The organism is Acidovorax sacchari (assembly GCF_042847045.1).
GTDB classification, from domain to species: domain Bacteria; phylum Pseudomonadota; class Gammaproteobacteria; order Burkholderiales; family Burkholderiaceae_C; genus Paracidovorax; species Paracidovorax sacchari.
Map to the genome: position 1 here is coordinate 5,493,278 of NZ_AP035783.1, position 19,395 is coordinate 5,512,672.

At 71.1% G+C, this 19,395-nt stretch carries 15 protein-coding genes; 5 read left to right on the plus strand and 10 right to left on the minus strand.

The window, feature by feature from the left end; translation table 11 throughout:
• Positions 1 to 140: 140 nt before the first annotated feature.
• Positions 141 to 1,715, plus strand: coding sequence for a hypothetical protein (locus tag ACGHC0_RS24390; protein ID WP_415267023.1), 1,575 nt, complete (start codon positions 141 to 143; stop codon positions 1,713 to 1,715).
• Between the two features lie 24 nt (positions 1,716 to 1,739).
• Here the strand turns inward: ACGHC0_RS24390 and ACGHC0_RS24395 are convergent, their stop codons facing one another.
• The gene (locus tag ACGHC0_RS24395) at positions 1,740 to 2,291 is read right to left on the minus strand and encodes a GNAT family N-acetyltransferase (protein ID WP_415267024.1); all 552 of its coding nucleotides are present in this window, start codon (positions 2,289 to 2,291) and stop codon (positions 1,740 to 1,742) included.
• Positions 2,292 to 2,434: 143 nt separating this feature from the next.
• Here ACGHC0_RS24395 and ACGHC0_RS24400 point away from each other — a divergent pair, with 143 nt between their 5' ends.
• On the plus strand, positions 2,435 to 4,174 hold the full coding sequence (locus tag ACGHC0_RS24400) for a sensor domain-containing diguanylate cyclase (RefSeq protein ID WP_368353372.1): 1,740 nt from the start codon (positions 2,435 to 2,437) through the stop codon (positions 4,172 to 4,174).
• 25 nt (positions 4,175 to 4,199) lie between these two features.
• Here ACGHC0_RS24400 and ACGHC0_RS24405 read toward each other — a convergent pair whose 3' ends face one another.
• From ACGHC0_RS24405 to ACGHC0_RS24440, 8 genes are all read right to left on the minus strand, one after another.
• Positions 4,200 to 4,907, minus strand: coding sequence for a riboflavin synthase subunit alpha (locus tag ACGHC0_RS24405; RefSeq protein ID WP_368353373.1), 708 nt, complete (start codon positions 4,905 to 4,907; stop codon positions 4,200 to 4,202).
• A gap of 83 nt (positions 4,908 to 4,990) precedes the next feature.
• On the minus strand, positions 4,991 to 7,252 hold the full coding sequence (locus ACGHC0_RS24410; RefSeq protein WP_415267025.1) for a response regulator: 2,262 nt from the start codon (positions 7,250 to 7,252) through the stop codon (positions 4,991 to 4,993).
• 152 nt (positions 7,253 to 7,404) lie between these two features.
• Positions 7,405 to 8,769, minus strand: coding sequence for an esterase-like activity of phytase family protein (locus ACGHC0_RS24415; protein ID WP_415267026.1), 1,365 nt, complete (start codon positions 8,767 to 8,769; stop codon positions 7,405 to 7,407).
• A gap of 53 nt (positions 8,770 to 8,822) precedes the next feature.
• Positions 8,823 to 9,374, minus strand: a complete 552-nt coding sequence (locus ACGHC0_RS24420; protein WP_368353376.1) for a DUF2127 domain-containing protein — start codon at positions 9,372 to 9,374, stop codon at positions 8,823 to 8,825.
• A 141-nt stretch (positions 9,375 to 9,515) separates the two neighbouring features.
• Entirely contained in the window at positions 9,516 to 10,370 is an 855-nt protein-coding gene (locus tag ACGHC0_RS24425; RefSeq protein WP_368353377.1) for a siderophore-interacting protein, read from the minus strand.
• Between the two features lie 132 nt (positions 10,371 to 10,502).
• Complete coding sequence (locus ACGHC0_RS24430) at positions 10,503 to 11,018, minus strand: PadR family transcriptional regulator (protein WP_368353378.1); 516 nt, start codon at positions 11,016 to 11,018, stop codon at positions 10,503 to 10,505.
• A 126-nt stretch (positions 11,019 to 11,144) separates the two neighbouring features.
• Positions 11,145 to 12,857 carry an FAD-dependent oxidoreductase gene (locus tag ACGHC0_RS24435; protein WP_368353379.1) on the minus strand — a complete coding sequence of 571 codons (1,713 nt, stop codon included), beginning with the start codon at positions 12,855 to 12,857 and terminating at the stop codon, positions 11,145 to 11,147.
• A 43-nt stretch (positions 12,858 to 12,900) separates the two neighbouring features.
• Positions 12,901 to 14,463 carry a polyamine aminopropyltransferase gene (locus ACGHC0_RS24440; RefSeq protein WP_368353380.1) on the minus strand — a complete coding sequence of 521 codons (1,563 nt, stop codon included), beginning with the start codon at positions 14,461 to 14,463 and terminating at the stop codon, positions 12,901 to 12,903.
• A 111-nt stretch (positions 14,464 to 14,574) separates the two neighbouring features.
• Between ACGHC0_RS24440 and ACGHC0_RS24445 the strand changes: the two genes are divergently transcribed.
• The gene (locus ACGHC0_RS24445; RefSeq protein ID WP_415267027.1) at positions 14,575 to 15,567 is read left to right on the plus strand and encodes a 2-dehydropantoate 2-reductase; all 993 of its coding nucleotides are present in this window, start codon (positions 14,575 to 14,577) and stop codon (positions 15,565 to 15,567) included.
• 13 nt (positions 15,568 to 15,580) lie between these two features.
• Here the strand turns inward: ACGHC0_RS24445 and ACGHC0_RS24450 are convergent, their stop codons facing one another.
• The gene (locus tag ACGHC0_RS24450) at positions 15,581 to 17,713 is read right to left on the minus strand and encodes a TonB-dependent receptor (protein ID WP_368353382.1); all 2,133 of its coding nucleotides are present in this window, start codon (positions 17,711 to 17,713) and stop codon (positions 15,581 to 15,583) included.
• Positions 17,714 to 17,974: 261 nt separating this feature from the next.
• Here ACGHC0_RS24450 and ACGHC0_RS24455 point away from each other — a divergent pair, with 261 nt between their 5' ends.
• Positions 17,975 to 18,592 carry a CC0125/CC1285 family lipoprotein gene (locus ACGHC0_RS24455; RefSeq protein WP_368353383.1) on the plus strand — a complete coding sequence of 206 codons (618 nt, stop codon included), beginning with the start codon at positions 17,975 to 17,977 and terminating at the stop codon, positions 18,590 to 18,592.
• Between the two features lie 11 nt (positions 18,593 to 18,603).
• Entirely contained in the window at positions 18,604 to 19,374 is a 771-nt protein-coding gene (locus ACGHC0_RS24460; protein WP_368353384.1) for an energy transducer TonB, read from the plus strand.
• Positions 19,375 to 19,395 lie beyond the last annotated feature (21 nt).

Genomic DNA, 19,395 nt, shown 5'->3' on the forward strand with positions numbered 1-19,395 from the left:
CATCCGAGGCCTCGGCCGCGTCTGCGGCCGGGAGCCCGGCCCGGCTCGCGGAGATCGCTCCGGAGGACGCGGGCGGCCCCCCGCCCGGCCCCGCCGGGACGCGGCAGCGCCTGGGGCAATTCCTCAAGACCATGGGGAGCATGGTCGACGCCCGAACGGCCGTGATGCGCGGCGACGACGCGGAATTCATGCAGGAGTTCAAGGGCCGCGCAGACCCGGAGCGCGGCGTGCTTCCCGCTGGCAGCACGCTGCCGGAACTGCGGAACGCCGCGCAGGCGCTGCGTACGCAGTTGCTGGCGCGGGACGTCCCCGACGAGCTCCAGACGCGATTCGAGGGGCGGCTCGCGCACCTGGATTCCACGCTGGAGGCGCTGGAGACCGAGCAGCCGCTGGCACGCCGCGCCGCGGTCTATCTCGGCATGAACGCGCTGCTGCCCGTCCTGCCTGTCGCCGTCGCCTTCCGCGGCCACCAGAACCAGTTCGAGGCCGAACTGGCGGGCCTCTACGCCAAGACCGCCCTGATGGCGATCGGCTCGGCACGCTCGCCCACGGGGGCGAACTGGCACAGCGCCATGGACCATTTCATGTCGCGCCACTACATCAACGTGGTGCAGGCGGTGATCTTCGCGTTGCCCACGTTCGTGCCGCAGCTGCAAAAGCTCAACAGTCACCCTGCCTTCAACGTGGGCGCCGGCATGGTGTCCACCGCGGCGCTGTTCCTCGGGTTCCTGGGCAAGGAGACGCGGGAGATCGCCAACCGCATGCGCCACGGCGTGCCGGACCCGGAGCTCGCGGAGGTGGGCACCCGCCTGCAGGAGGCGACCATGTTCCCTGACACGCCCCGGGAGCCGGCCACCGAAGGCTCGGACGAGGCCGTGCAGGCCGCCCGCGAAGCCGCCGTCCAGGCGCGCACCGCCCTCTCGCAGGCGCTGGACCTGGCCCGCGCCGACCAGAGGGCCGTCACCGACGCCAAGGCCAGCTTCCTGGCCCAGGGCGACGGCAAGGAGCTCAGCCCGGTCACCAGCAAGCAGCTGACGCTGGTCGCGGATGCATTCCTGTCCATCGCCACCGACCTGGAGCGCGTGCTGCACCCCGCGGGCCTGCCCGAGCAGGCCGCCTCGGCCGCCAACGAAGCCCAGCAGGAAGCCGAGAAAGCCGAACGCATCGCGAAATACGCCCTGGCGGCCTTCACCGGTGCCGTCTGCGCGACCACGACCGGCCTGATGTACCCCGACCAGATCGGGATGGTGGATCTGGCGTCCGACGCGGCGTTCACCGTGGCCCTGATGGTCGCCAACGCCCGCAATCCCAACGTCACGCGCCGCGATGCGCTCGACGAGTTCAAGTCGTTCGCGGGGCTCAGCCTCGTGATGATCGCGGTGCTGACGGCCAACCACGCCGCGGACGATTTCATCGAGAAGAACACCACCGGCATGCTGGCGGGGGCAGCGGCCATGGCCCTGCTCAACGTTTCCATTCCCGGACCGGTGGGCCACCTGGCCGGCGCGGGCCTGGAAAAGATGTACGCGGGACTGCAGTCGATGCGGCCCGCGGAACTCTCCCAGGCGCTGCGCGGCATCGGGCACAACGCAATGGAGTGGCTGCGGGAGCGGTTCATGGGCGCGGCACCGGCACCGGTACCGGTACCGTCGAGTGTCGAGATCCACGAGATCCACGAGCCGGAGGTTCCGCGCCACGCGCCCGTGACCCCCTGAGCAGGCAGGGGGCATGCCCCCTGCCTACAGCAGGCGCTCCATGTACACCGCCTGCACGCCATAACCCGCCAGATGTTCGTGCGCCTCGGCCGATGCAGGCTCGCGCGCCGCATAGCCCTGGCGCTCCCAGTAGGCACGCGAGCCCTGCACCGAGACGAGGGCGGTGTGCCGCAGCCCGGCAACGCGGGCTTCGTGCCACAGGGTCTCCAGCAGCGCGCGGGCCAGTCCGCGCCCTGCACATTCCGGCAGCACGGCCATGTCGTGCAGGTAGAGCGTGTCGGGCGGTCCGTCCGGGGTCTCGAAATCACCGTGCAGCGCGGTCACCTTGCCCCGCACGGTGCGGTAGGCGGCCAGGTAGGCCTGCACGGAGCCGGGCGCCCCGGCGACCAGCGAACAGTTCACGGGACTGGACAGCCGCCGCGCGAAAACGTCGGCACTTTCGAGGAATCCCTCCCCATAGCAGGCCCGCTGCACTGCGAGCAGGCCGGGCAGGTCCTGCACGCCCAATCGGCGTATGAGCGGCGCGGGAACCGTGGAAGGGGCGGGCGTGGCGGTCGGATCGGCAGGAGAGCGCATGAATCCATGTGTTCCGGTCGGGTTCGGGAGGCAACCCGGCCGTGGAGAGGCACCGTATGTAATAGAGTGCAGACAGTACATCACAACGCGATCAGTGCTCCGGCGGGCGGGTGGGCCCGGGCCGGTGGCGGCCACGTGCCTTCATGTCCCTGAACCATTTCCTGCGCCTCATCGGCATCGTGCTGGCCACCGTGACGGCCCTGCTGGCCGCGCATGCCAGCTGGGGGCAATGGCGCTCGTGGCGCGCGGCAGACGCCGGATCGCGCGCGCTCGCGGACCTCGGCCTGGGCCTGGTGGCGACCGAGCGGGTGTCGCGCGAGCGTGGCCCGACGAACGCACGCCTCGGCGCACCCGATGGAACGCCCGATCCGCAGGCCGTCGCCGCCCTGGCGCAGGCGCGGGAAAACACCGACCAGGCCATGGCGCAGCTGCGCGCCATGCTGGCCGCACGGACGCAGGTGCCGCACATGGACGCCCTGCTGGCCGGAGCGGACGACACCGCACAGGCACTCGCCCGCGCACGGGCGGCGGCCGACAGGGTCATCGCCCTCCCCCATGCCCTGCGCACGCCCGAGGCCGTGCGCGCCAGCGTCTATGGCCTGGTGGCCATCGTGCCGCAGCTCGCGCCGGTCAACAGCGCCCTGATCCAGGCCGTGCGGACGGCCCAGCCTTCCATGGACGGCGACACGCAGGTGCTTCGCATCACGGCGGAGCTGCGCGAGCACGCGGGCCTGCTCGGATCGCACTTCACCGCCGCGCTGGCGAAGCAGCGGCCGTTCACGGCCGAAGAACGCAATGCCATCGAACAGACCCGCGGACGCATCATGGCGCTGCAGTTCCTGCTGGAGCAGCGCCTGGCCCGCCAGGACGCCCCGCCCGACATCGCCCAGGCCTGGGAAGCCGTGGACAGCGGCTACTTCGGCCATGCGGCGCGGGACATCGTCGCGCCCGTGCTGGCGGCCGGCGAGCAGGACGGGCGCTATGGCATCACCACCGCGCAGTTCGCGGAGCGCTATGTGCCCGAACTGGGCAAGGTGGTGGCACTGCGCGACCGGCTGATGGCGCGGCTGCAGGCCGACGCGCTCGCCGCCCGGGAGCGCGCCCTGCACAGCCTCGTGGAGGTGGTGGGCGCATCGGTCCTGCTCTGGGCCATCCTCGCGGGCACGCTGGCCGTGCTGCACGCCCGCGTGCTGCGCCCCCTGGCCCAGACGACCCAGGCCCTGCAGGATCTGGCCCGCAACCGCCTGGACGCCCCGCTGCCCCGGCCCGCGGCCAACGACGAGATCGCCGCGGTGATCGGCGCCGTGCGGGCATTGCAGGAGCACACGCAGGCCCGGCAGGTGCTCGAGCGCGAGCGCGACGGCCTCATCGCGCAGCTGCGCGAGCAATCGCTCACCGATTTCCTCACGGGGCTGCCCAACCGGCGCGCGTTTTTCGCGGCGGCGCGCGAACGCGTCGCGCAGGCTCGGCAGCAGCGCTTCGACGTCGCCCTGATGCTGCTGGACGTGGACCTGTTCAAGAGCTTCAACGACCGCGCGGGGCATGCCGCCGGGGACGAGGCGCTGCGGGCCGTGGCACGCGCGGTGCGCAACACCCTGCGCCCGGGCGACCTCGTGGCACGGTATGGAGGCGAGGAATTCGTGGTGCTGCTCGGCCCCTGCGCGGGCCGCGAGGGCGCAGCCTGCGCCGAGCGCCTGCGCCACGCCATCGAGACGGCGCCGGTCGTCCTGCCCTCGGGTGAGCACTTCCGGCTCACGGCCAGCGTCGGCGTGGCCGTCTCCCAGCGACACGGCCTGGTGCTGGACCACCTGCTTTCGGAAGCGGACACCGCCCTCTACCGGGCCAAGGACCGGGGCCGCAACCGGGTCGAGGAAGCCGCCTGAAGGCGGGCCGGCGGCGCGCCGCGCTTCAGCGCTGCAGGGCGGCCGGAGGGCGCACGAAGTCGTCCAGCGACAGGCCCTTCTCCCGCAGCAGCGCTTCCAGCACCGGGCGCAGCTCGCCGAGGCTTTCCTCCACCGCCTCGCGCACCGTGTCCACCACGACCTGGGTGCTGCGCTCGATCTCCACGTTGAGCGTGTCGCCCGCGCGCAGGTCTTCGAACACCGTGGCACGGCGCGTCTCGGGAATCAGCCAGACCTCGAACCATCCTTCGGCACGGTTCACCTCCGCCACGGTCAGGCTGGCGCCGTGCAGGGCGATGTAGCCCTTGGCGAAGACATAGCGGCGGAACGGGGCCGGCACCGCCACGCGCCACACGCGGTTGTTCTCGGAATCGCGCACGCTCTGCAGGGTGGCCGCGAAATCGATGTGTCCCGACAGCGGATGGCCGCCGATCTCCGCGCCGTCGCGGGCCGCCCGCTCCACGTTCACGCGCCGGCCGGCCGCATAGCCGCCCAGCGTGGTCACGTTCAGGCTCTGCAGCATCACGTCGAAGGCGGCCGACGTGGGCGAGACCAGGCGCGTCACCGTGAGGCACACGCCATCCACCGCGACGCTGGCGCCGATGGCGAGCCCTTCGCAGAAGCCCGGGGGAAACTCGATCACGAAGGTGCGCAGCCCTTCGCGGTCCTGCAGTTCGGCAAGGGTGGCGGTGGCTTGGACGATGCCTGTGAACATGGCGCGGATCTCTGTGGATGAAGGAAGCGGGAAGCGCCGGGCATTGTGCCACCGGGGCCCCGGCCCCGCTCCGGCAGGGGCGCTCAGGAGGAAGGCAGGCCGGAGCCCAGGGAAGCGGCCACGCGTGCCGCGAGCACGTCCAGGTCGAAAGGCTTGGTGAGCACGCCCATGCCGGGGTCCAGGTCGCGCTCGCCGATCACGGCCTGCTCCGCGTAGCCGGTGATGAACAGCACGGGCAGGCCCGGGCGCAGCGCGCGTCCGGCGTCGGCCACCTGGCGGCCGTTCATGCCGCCGGGCAGGCCCACGTCGGTGAGCAGGAGATCGAGCGGCCCGGCCTCGCGCAGCATCTCCAGCGCGGAAGGCCCGTCCTCGGCCTCGAGCACGCGGTATCCCTGTTCGCGCAGCGATTCCGCCACCGTGGAGCGCACGGCAGGCTCGTCATCCACCAGCAGGACCGCCGGCGTGTCGCGGCCCGTCCCTGACACGGACGCCCGTGCCTGCCCGGAAAGCGGCGCGGCGGCGCCCGGGCCGGCTGGCAGTTCTGCATCCGCGCCGGCATGGCGCGGCAGCCAGAGCGTGATCGTCGTTCCCTGCCCGGCCGTCGAAGCGATGCGGGCGGAACCGCCCGACTGCTGGGCGAAACCATAGACCATGGACAGCCCCAGGCCGGTGCCCTGCCCCAGGGGCTTGGTGGTGAAGAAGGGCTCGAAGGCCCGTGCCGCCACGTCCGGCGCCATGCCCTCGCCGGTATCGGCCACCGACAGCGCGACATACTCACCCGGCGGCAGGTCGGTGGCGCGGCGCATGTGCGGCCCGTCGCCGGGCTGGCCGGCGGCATGGTTGGCGGTGGCGATGCGCAGGGTGCCGCCGCGGGGCATCGCATCGCGCGCGTTGATGCACAGGTTCAGCAGGGAATTCTCGATCTGCCCGGCATCGGCCCGCACCGTCCAGAGCCCTGCGGCAGGCTCGAAGCGCACCGCGATGGCGGGCCCCACGGTGCGCTGCACCAGCTCCAGCAGGTCCGCGACGAGCTGGTTCAGGTCCACCACGACGGGTGCCAGGGTCTGGCGGCGGGAAAACGCGAGCAGGCGGTGCGTGAGCGAGGCGGCCCGCTTGGCGGAGCGGTGCGCCGTGTCGATGCAGCGCTCCATGTCGGCCACGCGCCCCTGGGACACGCGCAGCCGCAGCAGGTCCAGGCTCGCCATGATGCCGGCCAGCAGGTTGTTGAAGTCGTGCGCGATGCCGCCGGTAAGCTGCCCCACGGCCTCCATCTTCTGGGCCTGGCGCAATGCCTCCTCGGCGGCCATCAGTTCGCGCGTGCGCTCTTCCACCTTGGTTTCCAGCGTGTCGGCCAGCACGCGCAACTGCTGCTCCGCGGTGCGCCGCTGCACGGCCATGCGCGTGCGGTGGGCCACGCTGCGGATCAGCGCCAGTTCATCCTCGGACCACTCCCGCGGTACCGGGTGGTTCAGGAACAGCATCGCCACGAGCCGCCCGCCCTCGATCAGCGGCAGGTTGACCAGCGCCCCCGCCTGCACCGCCCGCAGGGCGGGCACGTGGCTGGCGGTGCGCTCGTCGGTGGACACATCGTTCACGATGACGATGTGGCCGCGCAGCAGGTCCTCGTAGAACCGGCCGTAGTGGGGAAGATGGTGCCTGCCCACGGCCGTGGACATGCCCAGGGATGTCCAGTCGCGCACGATGGTGACGGTGTTCGTCTCGTCGATGTCCCCGTAGCCCGCGCGCCCCACGCCGAGCGCCTCGCCCAGCAGGCGCGCGGCGGCGTAGGCCATGTCGGCGGGGTCTTCGAGCGAGCGGAAACTGTCGTCGAGCTGCAGCAGCGCCTGGGTGCGGCGCTCGGCGAGCGTCTGTTCGGTGACGTCCTGGGCCGTGCCCGCGATGCGCAGGCTGCGGCCGGCGACGCCGCCCTGCACCTGGGCCAGCACCTTGAGCCAGCGCACCTGGCCGTCCGCGCGCCGGATGCGGTGGTCGAGCGCGTACTCCTGGCGCTGCGCGATGCTGTGCCCGAAGGCGGCCCGCACGCGCGCGGCATCTTCGGGATGCACCGACGCCACCACAGCCCGCCAGCTCAGCGGCTGCTCGGCAGGCAGGCCGAAATGCTCGCGGCACACTTCGGAACTGGTGAGCGCGAAGGTCTCCAGGTCCAGTTCCCACAGGCCGATGCGTCCCGCGATCGCGGCGAAGCGCAGGTGCGCCTCCCGCTCCTCGAGCGCACGCACGCGCTGCCCCGCGACGGCGAGCGGCACCGGGGCATAGCTGCCAGGCACGGGATCGTCATCCCCCCCGGGCGTGGGTGGCTGCGGAGGAACGGGCGACAGGGTCAAAGGACGGAAGCTCCCCAAACGGGCCACCGGGCCGGCCGCGTCGGACGACCGGCACCACGATGGCGCAAACGTGGGAGATTGTGACGCAACTGCGGCCCGGCCTCGTTGCAGGGCGCAACAGCAGGCCCGCCCACCTCCACCCGGGCCGGCCCTCAGCGGGCTCGCAACAGATCTCCGGCCTCGATCAGCACCAGCTCGTTGTCGTCGGCGCGGTCGGGCTCGCGGCTGGAACTGAAAGGCAGGTTGTTGTCGTTGCCCACCACGATGTGCGTGGCATCCACGATGTCCACGTTCTCGATGGTGAAGAACGGGAAGGCGAGCACGCCGCCCGTCAGGGGCTTGCGGGCGATGCGCTTCGGGTCCTGGATGTTCAGCAGGTCGATGTAGCCCACCTTGCGCAGCGGGCCGCCCGCGTTGGCGTCGGTCAGCTCCACCTTGTACACGCGCTTGAACTTCGCCACGTCGTGGAAGCAGTCCATGCGCTTCTGGCCCTCGGGGCAGGCCTTGTCGGGCGTGCCCTCGCCGTTGTCGCGCTCGATGACGAGGCCCATGGCGGGGCCGATCATGTTGAAGTCGCCGATGGCATTCTGGTTGGCTTCCAGCACGTATTTCCAGTGGCGGCCGGTCCATTTCTCCTGCCGCACGTCGAACTCCAGCACGCGCAGGTATTGCCGGCCGCCGTCCACGGATTCATAGGCCTTGGCGGATTCGTCCCACACCGGGCCTTCGAGCAACGCGTACAGCCTGCTGCCGTCGGGGCTCGAAGCCATGCCCTCGAAGCCCTTCGAGCGCTTGATGTCGAAGGCCGGGGCCTTGGCGTCGGGCGCAGCGGCGGTGGTGACGGCGGGATGGTCGGGCGAGCGCACCACGCGGCCGTCCACCTGGGTATCGAACACCGCCAGCACCTTGCCGTCCAGGTCGGCCTTGATGAGGAACGGGCCGAACTCGTCGCCGATCCAGAGCGCGCCGCCGGCGAACTGGAAGCTCTCGGGATCGAAGTCGGCGCCGGTCAGGTAGCGCTCCTTCGTGCCCTCCTCGGCGATGCGGAACGGCACCTTCCTGTCGGGATCATGCAGGAACACGGTCTTCAGGCGCTGGAACTGCCCGGTCTTGAAGTCCACCGCGTAGTGGTTCAGGTAGAGCATGAAGTCCGGCGAATTCGCCTTGGCGCCTGCACCGTTGTCCGTCAGGATCCAGAAGGTGCCGTCGGCCATGCGCTTGATGCCCGAGTGGCCCTGCAGCGGCTGGCCCTGGAACGGCAGCGAGACACCCGTGGGCCGGCCGGCGGACATGCCTTCGACGGTGCCCACGGCATCCACGCGCCGCGGGGTGGTGAATTTGCCGCTGGTGCGCAGGTCCGCCGGTGCGTCCGGTGGCGCGGGGATGAAGGACTGCGCCGGCAGCACGGCGTGGCCGGCGAGCGTGGCGGGATAGGCGGCCGGCTCGGCATGGACGCACGGCAGTGCGGCGAAGGCGAGAGCGGCGGCCAGCGTGGCGGAGCGGAAAGCGGCAGGCATGCGGGATGTCGTGTCGATGGCGGATGAGGCCGCCACGATGCCGCCTTTCAGTGTCAGGCCGGTGACGCGGCCTGCCCGGGCCGCGTCCGGAGCCGCCAGGCCAGGTAGCCCACCACCCCCGCGTTGAACGCGATCACCAGGGCCGCGGCCCACGAAGGCCGGTGCAGCCAATGCCAGAGCTCGAACGGGATGTACAGGCCGCCCGACAGCGCTCCCAGCGCCTCGCCCCAGGCCCGGTCCTTCCACAGGCCGTACGCCTCCGTGAAGCGCAGGGCCGCGTAGGCGGTGACGGCCAGCATCAGCCACCGGAAATCCTCGTGCGCGAGCAGATCTAGCCGGGACAGCAGCATCTCCGGGTAGCGCTCGCCCGGGTTCAGGCCCACATGCCCGATCAGGGACACCGCGGCGTGGTGCAGGTCGTGGTGCAGCAGGCCGAGCAGGCCCAGGCCGGCCATGAGCGCGACCACACCCTTGACGGCTTCCAGCGTGGCGATGGTCCGCAGGGCCCGCTGCCCGGCGACATCGCCGCTGCCGTGGCGGCCCTGCGCGCCCGCGCCGGCAGGCAGGTCGGATGCGGATACGGTCACGTCGTGGGGCTGGGGCATGGAATGCTCGCGAAAGAAGGGCATGGCTGGCACGGCGCAGCCGTGCCCGGCAGTATCGCCCGGCGGGGCGTCCGGCCCTATAGGACGCGCGCCCGACCGTGCGCTTCTTCCGGAGCAGGCCGCGCTGGCGGCGGGCGGTCTTCAGTCGCCGTGCGTCTCGTGCGTGGCCGCGCTGCCCCGGCGCCAGTAGCCCGACGCCTTGATCCATTTCGGATGCACGCCGCGCTCGTCCACCAGATGCGCGCGCAGCGCCTTGGCGGCAGCAGTTTCACAGGCCACCCACGCATGCACGTCGCCCCCCGGCAGGGGCAGCGCGCGCAGGGCCTCCAGGAGCCGCAGGCCTTCACCCGGGGCCGCTCCCAGGCGGTGGACCCAATGGATGCGCGCCGCGGCCTGCGTGGGCAGGGGCTGCTCGTCGGCCGGCCCGTCCACCTCGATGAGTGCGAGGGCGGGCGTGCCCGCGGGTAGTTCGGCCAGGCGGCGGGCGATGGCGGGCAGGGCCGTGTCGTCCCCGACGAGCACGTATCCATCGAAAGCGAGCGGCACGAGCAGCGACCCGCGCGGCCCGCCGATGGCGATGCGCTGGCCGGGCGCTGCCTGCAGCGCCCAGGCCGTGGCGGGGCCCGCATCGTGCAATGCGAAATCGATGGTGAGGGTGCCGGCCTGTGCATCGTGCAGGCGCGGCGTGTAGTCGCGCATCGCCGGGCGCGGCGCACCGGGGATTGGGGCACCCTGGGCATCGAAGGCCGGCAGCACGGGTTGGCCGGTGGAGGGGTCGGGCAGGAACAGCTTCACGTGGTCGTCGAAGCCCGGGCTGTGGAAGCCGGCGAGCTCCTCGCCCTCGAGCGTCACGCGCACGCAGTGGGGCGTGATGCGTTCGGCGCGCTGCACGGTGAGGGTGCGCAGCCGCAGTTCATGGCGCACGCGCTGCAGCGCGCGGGCCTCCAGTTGGGCAGGGGATGGCTGGGGGGACGTGGAAAGGGATGTCTGGCTCATGGCGAATCCTTGGGAAGGCCGGCGTGGCCGGCCGGGGTGGAAAAGGTCTGCAGGTGTCGCATCGGGAGCGCCTCCGGGGCCGCCCAGCGCGCTCTGCGGCGCGTCCGAGGGAATGGCCGGCAGCACGGGCCGTCAGAGCCGTTCGATCCGCCGTGCGGCTTCGTCCAGCAGGTCGGCGATGGCGTGGATCTGCTCCGTATCCAGCGGAGCACCCGCCAGGCGCATGTGCAGGGCCTGGCGCAGGTTGTGCACCGCCCGCTCCACGGGCGCGGGCCGGTGGCCGCGGTGTGCCATGCCGTCGGCCATGCGCGCGAGCAGGGCATTCACCTCGTCGCGGTGGATGTCCAGGTGGGCCAGTCCCTCGGGCGTGGCGGTGTGCAGCTTGCGGCCGCCGCCTTCGGCGCTCACGGTGACGTGGCCCAGCTCCTCCAGCAGAGTGAGCGTGGGATAGACCACGCCCGGGCTCGGGCTGTAGCTGCCGCCCAGTCGCTCCTCTATCGCCTTGATGAGCTCGTAACCGTGGCGCGGCTTGTCCGCGATGAGCTGCAGCAGCACGAGGCGCAGGCCGCCGTGGCCGAAAAAACGGCCGCCGCCGCGCCGCGGACCGGACGGCGCGCCGCGGGATTCGAGCAGGTCGAGGTCTTTCATGGGGACGTACTCCGATAGAACGATTTATCTAAGATATATCGAATTCATATCGAATCACATCTCCCTACCGAAATCCCCTGATCGAGCCAGGGGATTGGCGGCGTCCGCCGCGAAGCCGTTGGGGGATCAGACAGCGGCAGCCATGCCCGCCGCATGCCCGCGCGTGAACGCTTCCTCGAATACCGAGTAGCCGGACCAGTCGGCATGCGCGAAGGCCAGGCGGGCCGTGCCGGGCACGGAAGGCGCGGCGATCCGCTCGCCGTTCGCCAGCACGTAGCGCTGCCGGGGCGCGGGCATGCGGCCGGCCTGGCTCAGGAAGGCCAGCGTTCCCGGCACGGGGATGGACATGGCGTGCCCGTAGCGGGTGATCTCCACGCGCGTCACGCGGGCCCGCAGGTCCGGGTGCGGGCCGGACAGGCTCGCGAGGATGGCGTCGCGCCAGTGGGTCCAGGGCTGTTCGGCGAGCTGTCGCTGGCCGTCGGGCACGTCGCCCAGCGCCCGGTAGTAGGTGAGCACCGTGGGACCGGGACGCGGATCCAGGCGCTGGTGGCCCGCGTCCACGTAGCCCAGGCCGCCCGGCGCCGGATCATCGTAGAGCACGTTGTCCCAGGCGGGTGCCGCGCCCTCGCGGTCCGACAGCGGCGCGTCGATGCGCAGGTTCGCCACCAGCCAGGGGGCCCACTGCAGCCGCTGTGCGGCCTGGGCGAGGAACGCGGGCGGGTTGCGCACCACGCGCGCCGCCACGAAAACGGGCAGCGCCACCACGCAGCGGCGCGCCTGCCAGCGCTCGATGCTGTCGCTCGCATGGTGCAGCACGTCCACCTCCACGCCGCGCCGGTTCTCCTCGATGCGCAGCACGGTGCTGCCGGTGCGCAGCGCCCCGGCGTCGTTCACCGGCGCGGCCAGCCGCTGGGCCAGCCAGCCATTGCCCTCGGGCCAGGTCAGCACGCCTTCGCGCTCCTCGCTGGCGGCGTCGCCGGGTGCATGGAAGCCGTGGCGGCTGGCGAAATAATGGATGCCCGCCCAGGCCGACACCCGCGCCGTGCCGGCGCCGTAGTCGTCGCGGCAGCAATAGTCCAGGTACCAGCGCAGGTGCGCATCCGAGAAGCCCTCCTGCGACAGCCAGGCATCGAACGTGATGGCATCCAGGGACCGCAGCACGGCGGAAACCGGCTGGTCCGGCCGCCACAGCTTGAACGTGGGCATGGCGAAGCGCTCCGCGCGGCCCAGTTCCGCCACGCGCGCGGAGAAGCGCCGGTACTGCTCCAGGGTGTCCGCGCCGACACCGTTCACGGGCAGCAGGCCCTCCTGCCAGGCTCCCCGGAAGAACAGCCGCTCCTGCGGGCTGTGGCACAGGCTGCGCTCGTCGATCTGCCAGCGCCCCGCCACGCGGCGCCGCAGGCCCAATTCTTCCAGCAGGTCCTGCACCTCGCGCGCGCCGTCGCCCGGCACCGGCAGGTAGTGGGCGCCCAGGGGGCAGGCGATGCCGTCCACCTGGCCGGCGCGGCTGTTGCCGCCCGGGGAATCCTCCATTTCCACCAGCATGAAGTCATCGACTCCGGCCAGGCGCAGGGCGCGGGCCGCGGCCAGGCCCGCCACGCCGCCGCCCGCGACCACCACCTGGGTTCGGCGCACGATATCGGGCTCGATCGTGCCGCCCTTCTGCAACCGGTCGCGCAGCGCATGGCCCCGGGCCATGTCGATGCCCGTGAAGCCCCCGGGCAGGTCGCGCGGCGCCGGCCCGCACCCGGCCAGCGCACAGGCGGCGGCCGTGGCCGTGGCGCCCCGCAGCAGGGTACGGCGCTGCAGCGCGGGAAGATCGAGGTAGGAAGCAGGCATGCGGCGTACTCTACGCCACGGCCATGTCAGGCCGGGCCCGGCATCAATGCGCGGCCACCTTGCCCCACTCCTGCTCGTAGGTGTGCACCAGCACCTGGTTCGAAAGGCGGTTCACCTCCGCCGGCACCCGGGCCATGTCCAGCGGGAAGTCGAACAGCAGCGGCAGCGTGGGCACCGACAGGAACCGCAGCCCCCCGGGCAGGTGCTCCGGCAGGCGCCATGGCCGCCGGCTGGCGATGACGAAACCCCATTCGCCGAAGCTCGGCACGTGCACGTGGTACGGCGCCGTGGCCAGGCCCACCGATTCGACGGTCTGCACCACGGTCCAGAAACTCTGGCGCGCCACCAGCGGCGAGGTGGTCTGCACCACCGCATAGCCGCTCGCCGAGAGGCGCTGTTCGAGCAGCGCATAGAAGCTGTTCGTGTAGAGCTTGCCGATCGCGAAGTTGGTGGGGTCGGGGAAGTCCACCACGATCACGTCGAAAGTGGAATCGACTCCGCTCCCCTCCTGCAGCCACTGGAAGGCATCCGTGTTGACGATGTGCACCCGCGGATCGTTGAGCGCTCCGGCGTTGAGCCGCACCAGCGCCGGATCGGAGCGGAAAAGCCGCGTCATGGCCGGATCGAGCTCCACCAGCGTGACCGATTCGACCGATGGGTACTTGAGGATCTCGCGCACCGCCATGCCGTCGCCGCCGCCGAGCACCGCCACGCGTTTCGGGGCCCCGTGGGCGGACATCGCCGGGTGCACCAGCGCCTCGTGGTAGCGGTATTCGTCGCGCTCGGCGAACTGCAGGTTGCCGTTCAGGAACAGCCGGTAGCCCGAGCGGCCGTGCGTGACCACGATGCGCTGGTAGGGCGAGGCGCTGGCGATGACGATGCGGTCCTGGTAGAAATGGTCTTCCGCCAGGCGGGTGATGTGCTCGGCCCCCGCGAAGCCGGCCAGCAGCGCCCCGAGCACGGACGCGCACGCCAGCGCATGCGCCCGGAAACGCCGCAGTTCGCGCCGGAACAGCCACAGCGCCCAGACCGCCACCACCGCGTTGAAGATGCCGAACAGCAACCCCGTGCGCACCAGCCCCAGGTGCGGCACCAGCAGCAGCGGGAAGGCGAGCGACACCGCGAGCGCGCCGAGGTAATCGAAGGTGAGCACCTGCGAGACCAGGTCCTTGAGCGCCACGTTGCGCTTGAGGATGCGCATCACCAGCGGTATCTCCAGCCCCACCAGCATGCCGACCAGCAGCACCATGCCGTAGAGCAGCAGCCGGAACGCACCCGGCACGTAGGCATTCGCCAGGAAGAGCAGCGCGGGCAGCGCCCCGCCGACCACCGCCACCAGCAGCTCGATCCGCAGGAAATGCGCGGGCAGCTGGCGCTCGAAATACCGCGACAGCCACGAACCCACCCCCATCGCGAACAGATAGGTGCCGATGATGGTGGAGAACTGCAGCACCGAATCGCCCAGCACGTACGAGGCGAGCGCGCCCGCGACGAGTTCGTAGAGCAGGCCGCAGGCGGCCACCACGAACACGCTGGCGAGCAGTGCGATGTCGAGAGGCCGGGGGGCGGGCTGCGGAGGGGATGGAAGGGGGGCGGCGGCAGTCAAGCCCGCTATTTTGCGGGATGCGCGCCACCGCACCTTCTCGCCACCGGCCGCACAATGCCCCCACACCGTCACGGGCGCCGGGCCCCTGCACGGCCCTCCGGGAGGCTTCGCATGCATTTCATCGTCATGGGCGCGGGCGCCGTCGGCCTCTACGTGGGCGGGCGCCTGGCCGCGGCCGGGGAAGCGGTGACCCTGGTGGGCCGCCCGCGCATCCTGGACGCGATCGCGCGGGACGGCCTGCGGGTGAGCGATCTGGAGGGGGCCGACGCGCACGTGCCCGCGCGCGCACTGCGGCTGGCCACGGCGCTGGACGGCATGGAATGCCCTGGCGACGCCATCGTCCTGCTGTGCGTGAAGGGTGGCGCCACGGCGCAGGCCGCGCGCGCCCTCGGCGCCGCCTGCCCGCCGGGCACCCCCGCCGTGTCGCTGCAGAACGGCGTGGACAACGTGGCGCGCATCGCCGCCCATGCGCCGGCACTGCGACCCATCGGGGCCATGGTGCCCTACAACGTGGTGCTGCGCGGCACGCACGTGCACCGGGCGACCACCGGAGACATCCACCTGCAGCGCGATCCGGCCGCCACCGCGATGGCCGATGCCTTCAGGGCGGCAGGGCTCGGCACCACGGTCGTGGAGGACATCCGCCCGGTGCAGTGGGGCAAGCTGCTGCTGAACCTCAACAACCCCGTGAATGCGCTCTCGGACCTGCCGCTGCGCGAGGAACTGCAGGACCGCGACTGCCGCACCGTGTTCGCCGCGCTGCAGGCCGAAGCGCTGCGCGCCATGGCGCGCGCCGGCATCCGCCCCGCGAAGGTCGCGCCCGTGCCGCCGGCACTGCTGCCGCACGTGCTGCGGCTGCCCGACGCGCTTTTCACGCGGCTCGCGCGCCGCATGCTGCGCATCGATCCGGCGGCACGCTCATCGATGTGGGACGACCTGGAGGCCGGCCGCCCCACCGAAATCGACGACCTCTGCGGCGCCGTCGTGCGCCTGGCCGCGGCGCATGGCCTGCGCGCCCCCTGCAACGAACGCATGTGCGCGCTACTGGCCGGCCCGCGCCAGCGGCTCACGGGCGCGCAGATGCACGAGGCCCTGGGCCTTTGAACCGCGAAGGGCGTCAGAACTGGTAGCTTGCGCTCACCAGCAGCGAGCGCGGCGCGCCCGGCAGCGCGCTGGTGCCCGGGCGCCAGTACTCCTTGTCGAACAGGTTGGAAACGGCCGCCGTCACCGTCCAGGGCGCGGAGCGCCATCCGACGAGCGCGTCCCAGCGGCTGTAGCCCGCCATGCGCGACGTGTTGGCGTCGTTCGCCCAGCGCGGGCCGGAATGGGTCACGCCGATTTCGCCATACCACGGTCCTGAAGGCGCATAGCGCACGAACAGGCTGCCCGTGCGGCGCGCCACGTCGCGCAGGTCCTTGCCCTCCAGGTCCCGGTTGGCCTTGTTTTCCACCACGGTGGCGTGCGTGATGCCCGCGCCCCCGCGCACGTACCAGCCGGCCGCCACGCGGCCCGACACGGTGAACTCCAGCCCGCGCGAGCGCTCCTGCCCGCGCACCGCCCAGACGTCGGGCTGGTTGGTCGCATCGGGCTGGTAGCGGATGTTGTAGTGGTCGATCTGGTAGGCCGAGAACTGCGTGGAAAGCGCGCCCTGCAGCCAGTCACTCTTGATGCCCGCCTCGAACTGGCGCGAATACTGCGGCTCGTCGTCCTGCGCACCGCTGATGCCCAGCATGCCGCGGCCGCCGAACGGCGAAAAGCTCTTGCTGTAGGAGGCATAGACGCTGTGCTCCCGGCTGGGCTGCCACACCAGGCCCGCGCGCGGGCTCACGGAACTGCCACTCGAATGCCGCCAGGCGCCGGTAAGCCGGTTCAGGCTGTCGAAGTCGTAGTCGTCATAGCGCGCACCCACCAGCAGTTTCCACTGCGGTGCGAGGCTGACGAGATCCTGCGCGTAGAGCGCCCGGGCGCGGGCCAGGTGCAGGTTGTGCTGCGTCGGCGCACCCTGCGCGGGCCGCACGGCATTGAACACCGGGTTGAACGGATCGACGAAGCCGTTGCTCGCCGCGGTGGAAAAAAGCCGCGGCTGGCGTTCCTCGTCGCTGTGCTCCACGCCTACCAGCAGCTCGTGCGCCATGCCGGCCAGCTCGACGCGGCCGGTCAGGTCCACGGTATGGATGGTGGTCTTGTTGTTGGTCTGCTGCCAGGCGTAGCTCTGGCGCAGCAGGCCCGGATTCGTGCACGCGGCGCCCGTCGGCGTGCGGCCGCGGGCATTGCAGTAGGTGCCCAGGAAATAGTGGTCGAAATCCTGCCGCGCCTCGCGCCGGCTGGCCACCCAGCGCACGCTCCACCGCGGATTGAAGTCGTAGCTCAGGTCCGAGCGCAGCACGCGCAGGCGGTCTTCCACGTAATCGCCGGGCTGCGCAAAGCCCTGGCGCGGCGAGACGCCCGCAGGCAGTTGCTCGTAGGCCGGCCCCCGGTCCGGAACGCGCCAGACGTTGTCGTAGGTGTACTGGCCCGTCCAGCGCAGGCCCGTGCGCGTGTCCACGAGGATGCTGGGCGACACCATCTCGTTCCGGTTGCGGATGCCGCTGCGGAAGCTGTGCGCCTGCTCGCGGTCGGCCGTGAGCCGAACGGCCACATTCGGGCTCAGCACGCGGTTGATGTCCAGCGTGCCGCCCACGTTCTCCCACGATCCGCCGCGCAGCGTGGCGCTGCTCTTCGCATCGAAGCGCGCCTGCTTGCTCACCAGGTTGACCACGCCGCCGCCCGCCCCGCGGCCGTAGAGCACCGAGGCCGGGCCCTTGAGGATCTCGATGCGCTCCACGTTCGCGGTGCTGCGGCGCACCTGGCCGCCTTCGCGCACGCCGTCGCGGTAGATGTCGCCCGAACTCACGTCGAAGCCGCGGATCGTCAATCCTTCGCCGCGCATGTCGTAGCTCGCACTCACCCCCGGCTGCCCGTCGAGCATGGTGGCGAGGTCGTTGATGCCGTAACTCTTGTACTTGTTGACCTCCACCGTGTCGATGGTCTGGGGAATGTCGCGCGGCGCGGTGTAGGTCTTGGTGGCCGTCGTCACGCCCTCGGGGCGCACATCGTCAGGGTCGAACTGCGCGCCGGAGACGTGGACAGTGGGCAGCGAGGCCTGCGCGGAGGCCCCCTCCGCAGGTGCCTCGCCCTGCGCCCAGGCTGCTCCAGCCAGGCCCGCCCACAGCATCGCCGCGCGCAGCGGTGCGGATCCGGCTGGGGGCATGATGCGGCACCGCATGCGCCGCGCTTCAGAAAAGATGGGTGTCGCCATATCGCTTTCAAAAATCAGGCCATGCCGTCATGGCTGCGGCCGCGTTACGAAAGCGACAAATTGTAATGAGAGTGATAACGATTCTTAATAATTCAGATACAAATTCCACGGCTGACGTCTTGCTGCCGAGTTAACGTAAAATTTTGTATCAAACTTCGGTCCAGAACCATTCCAACACGACCGCCGCCTGACCGAGCGGCAGGGAGATCCGATTTGCGCCCCCTTCTACTGGCAGCCGCCATCGCTGCTTCGCTGGCCCTTGCTGCCTGCACCACGCCCTACGCCCGCAAGGGCATGGCGGGCGGATACACCGACGAGAAGATCGATGAGACGCACTACCGCGTGAAGTTCGACGGCAACGGCAACACGTCCGCCGACCGCGTCTGGAATTTCTGGCTGTACCGCTGCGCCGAACTCACCAGGGAGAAGGGATATACCCATTTCACGGTGCGCAAGGCGGGCGAGCCTCTGGCCGGCAGCCCGGCGCCGCGACGCGCCATGGCCGGCATACAGCCCGCAGGCCATGCGGACACGGACGCTGAACCACCCCGCATGGTCAAGACCAAGGGCGGCGGCGCGCCCATATTCATCTATACCCCCGGTACCACCGTCACGGTCACCACCTGGCACAACGACGCCGTCATCGCCCTGTACCGCGATCCCCTGCCCGAGGCGGTGATGGTGCTCGAGGCCCGCGTGGTGCTGGAGCAGCTCGCCCCCTATGTCCAGTCCGACGGGAGAGACGCCGCGCCGGCCCGCGACGAACTGCTGCGCAAGGCGGCCTCCATGGTCCGGTCGGAGCGGGGCTATGGATTCGGGGGTGAACTGTGAGCCGCCGATCCATGACCATGTCATCCCTCCTGGCCCTCTGCGGGGCATTGATCTCCACCGCACTGCCGGCGCACGTCGCCGCACAGGGGTACAGCCTCTTTCCGGATACCCGGCAGAACCCGCGCCGCGATGTCCAGTGGCAGCCCACCCTCATTCCGGGGACCTGCGTGCGCCCGGTCTATCCGCTGAACTCCATCCGGCAGAAGGAACAGGGCCAGACGGCCCTCACCCTGACCGTGGGTCCGGACGGCAACGTGCGGAGAACGTCGGTGAGCTACTCCAGCGGATCCGCGCGGCTGGACCTGGCGGCCCAGGACGCCATGTCCACCTGCCGGTTCCGGCCGGCGCACGACTCCACGGGCTCGCCCATGCAGTCGTCCTACAACATGCACTACGACTGGCGCCTGGAAGATGCACCGCCCGACCCGTGGGTGGAACTGAAAGCCCTCGGCGGCGCGGGCTTCCCCGCCACCGGCGACGTTGCGGCCGTGGCCTTCACTGGCGACAGCGTCGCATCGCCCGCGCAGCGCGCGAAAGTGCTGGCCATGGTGAAGGCCAAAGCCACGGAAATGGCGGCTTGCCCGAGCATCGAGACAGGGGCCTCGCGCATCGTGCGCGACATCGGCGCCACGGCTGCCGCGGGCCGCCGCTCGATCGAACTCTGGACGCTGGCCCAGTGCGGCCGGACCATGCGGTATGTCATCCTCGTGGCGTTCCCGCTGGATGCTCCGGCCTTCTTCCATGCCGTGCCCCTCGCAGCGACGGAACCCGACCCGGCCTGACAGCGCCCGCCCCTGCAGCCG

Coding starts and splice junctions, on each gene's coding strand:
- ACGHC0_RS24450 (WP_368353382.1), bottom strand. CDS start 17,713: ATGCCCCCAGCCGGATCCGCACCGCTGCGCGCGGCGATGCTGTGGGCG.
- ACGHC0_RS24445 (WP_415267027.1), top strand. CDS start 14,575: ATGCATTTCATCGTCATGGGCGCGGGCGCCGTCGGCCTCTACGTGGGC.
- ACGHC0_RS24460 (WP_368353384.1), top strand. CDS start 18,604: ATGACCATGTCATCCCTCCTGGCCCTCTGCGGGGCATTGATCTCCACC.
- ACGHC0_RS24390 (WP_415267023.1), top strand. CDS start 141: ATGGTCGACGCCCGAACGGCCGTGATGCGCGGCGACGACGCGGAATTC.
- ACGHC0_RS24395 (WP_415267024.1), bottom strand. CDS start 2,291: ATGCGCTCTCCTGCCGATCCGACCGCCACGCCCGCCCCTTCCACGGTT.
- ACGHC0_RS24430 (WP_368353378.1), bottom strand. CDS start 11,018: ATGAAAGACCTCGACCTGCTCGAATCCCGCGGCGCGCCGTCCGGTCCG.
- ACGHC0_RS24405 (WP_368353373.1), bottom strand. CDS start 4,907: ATGTTCACAGGCATCGTCCAAGCCACCGCCACCCTTGCCGAACTGCAG.
- ACGHC0_RS24415 (WP_415267026.1), bottom strand. CDS start 8,769: ATGCCTGCCGCTTTCCGCTCCGCCACGCTGGCCGCCGCTCTCGCCTTC.
- ACGHC0_RS24400 (WP_368353372.1), top strand. CDS start 2,435: ATGTCCCTGAACCATTTCCTGCGCCTCATCGGCATCGTGCTGGCCACC.
- ACGHC0_RS24425 (WP_368353377.1), bottom strand. CDS start 10,370: ATGAGCCAGACATCCCTTTCCACGTCCCCCCAGCCATCCCCTGCCCAA.
- ACGHC0_RS24435 (WP_368353379.1), bottom strand. CDS start 12,857: ATGCCTGCTTCCTACCTCGATCTTCCCGCGCTGCAGCGCCGTACCCTG.
- ACGHC0_RS24420 (WP_368353376.1), bottom strand. CDS start 9,374: ATGCCCCAGCCCCACGACGTGACCGTATCCGCATCCGACCTGCCTGCC.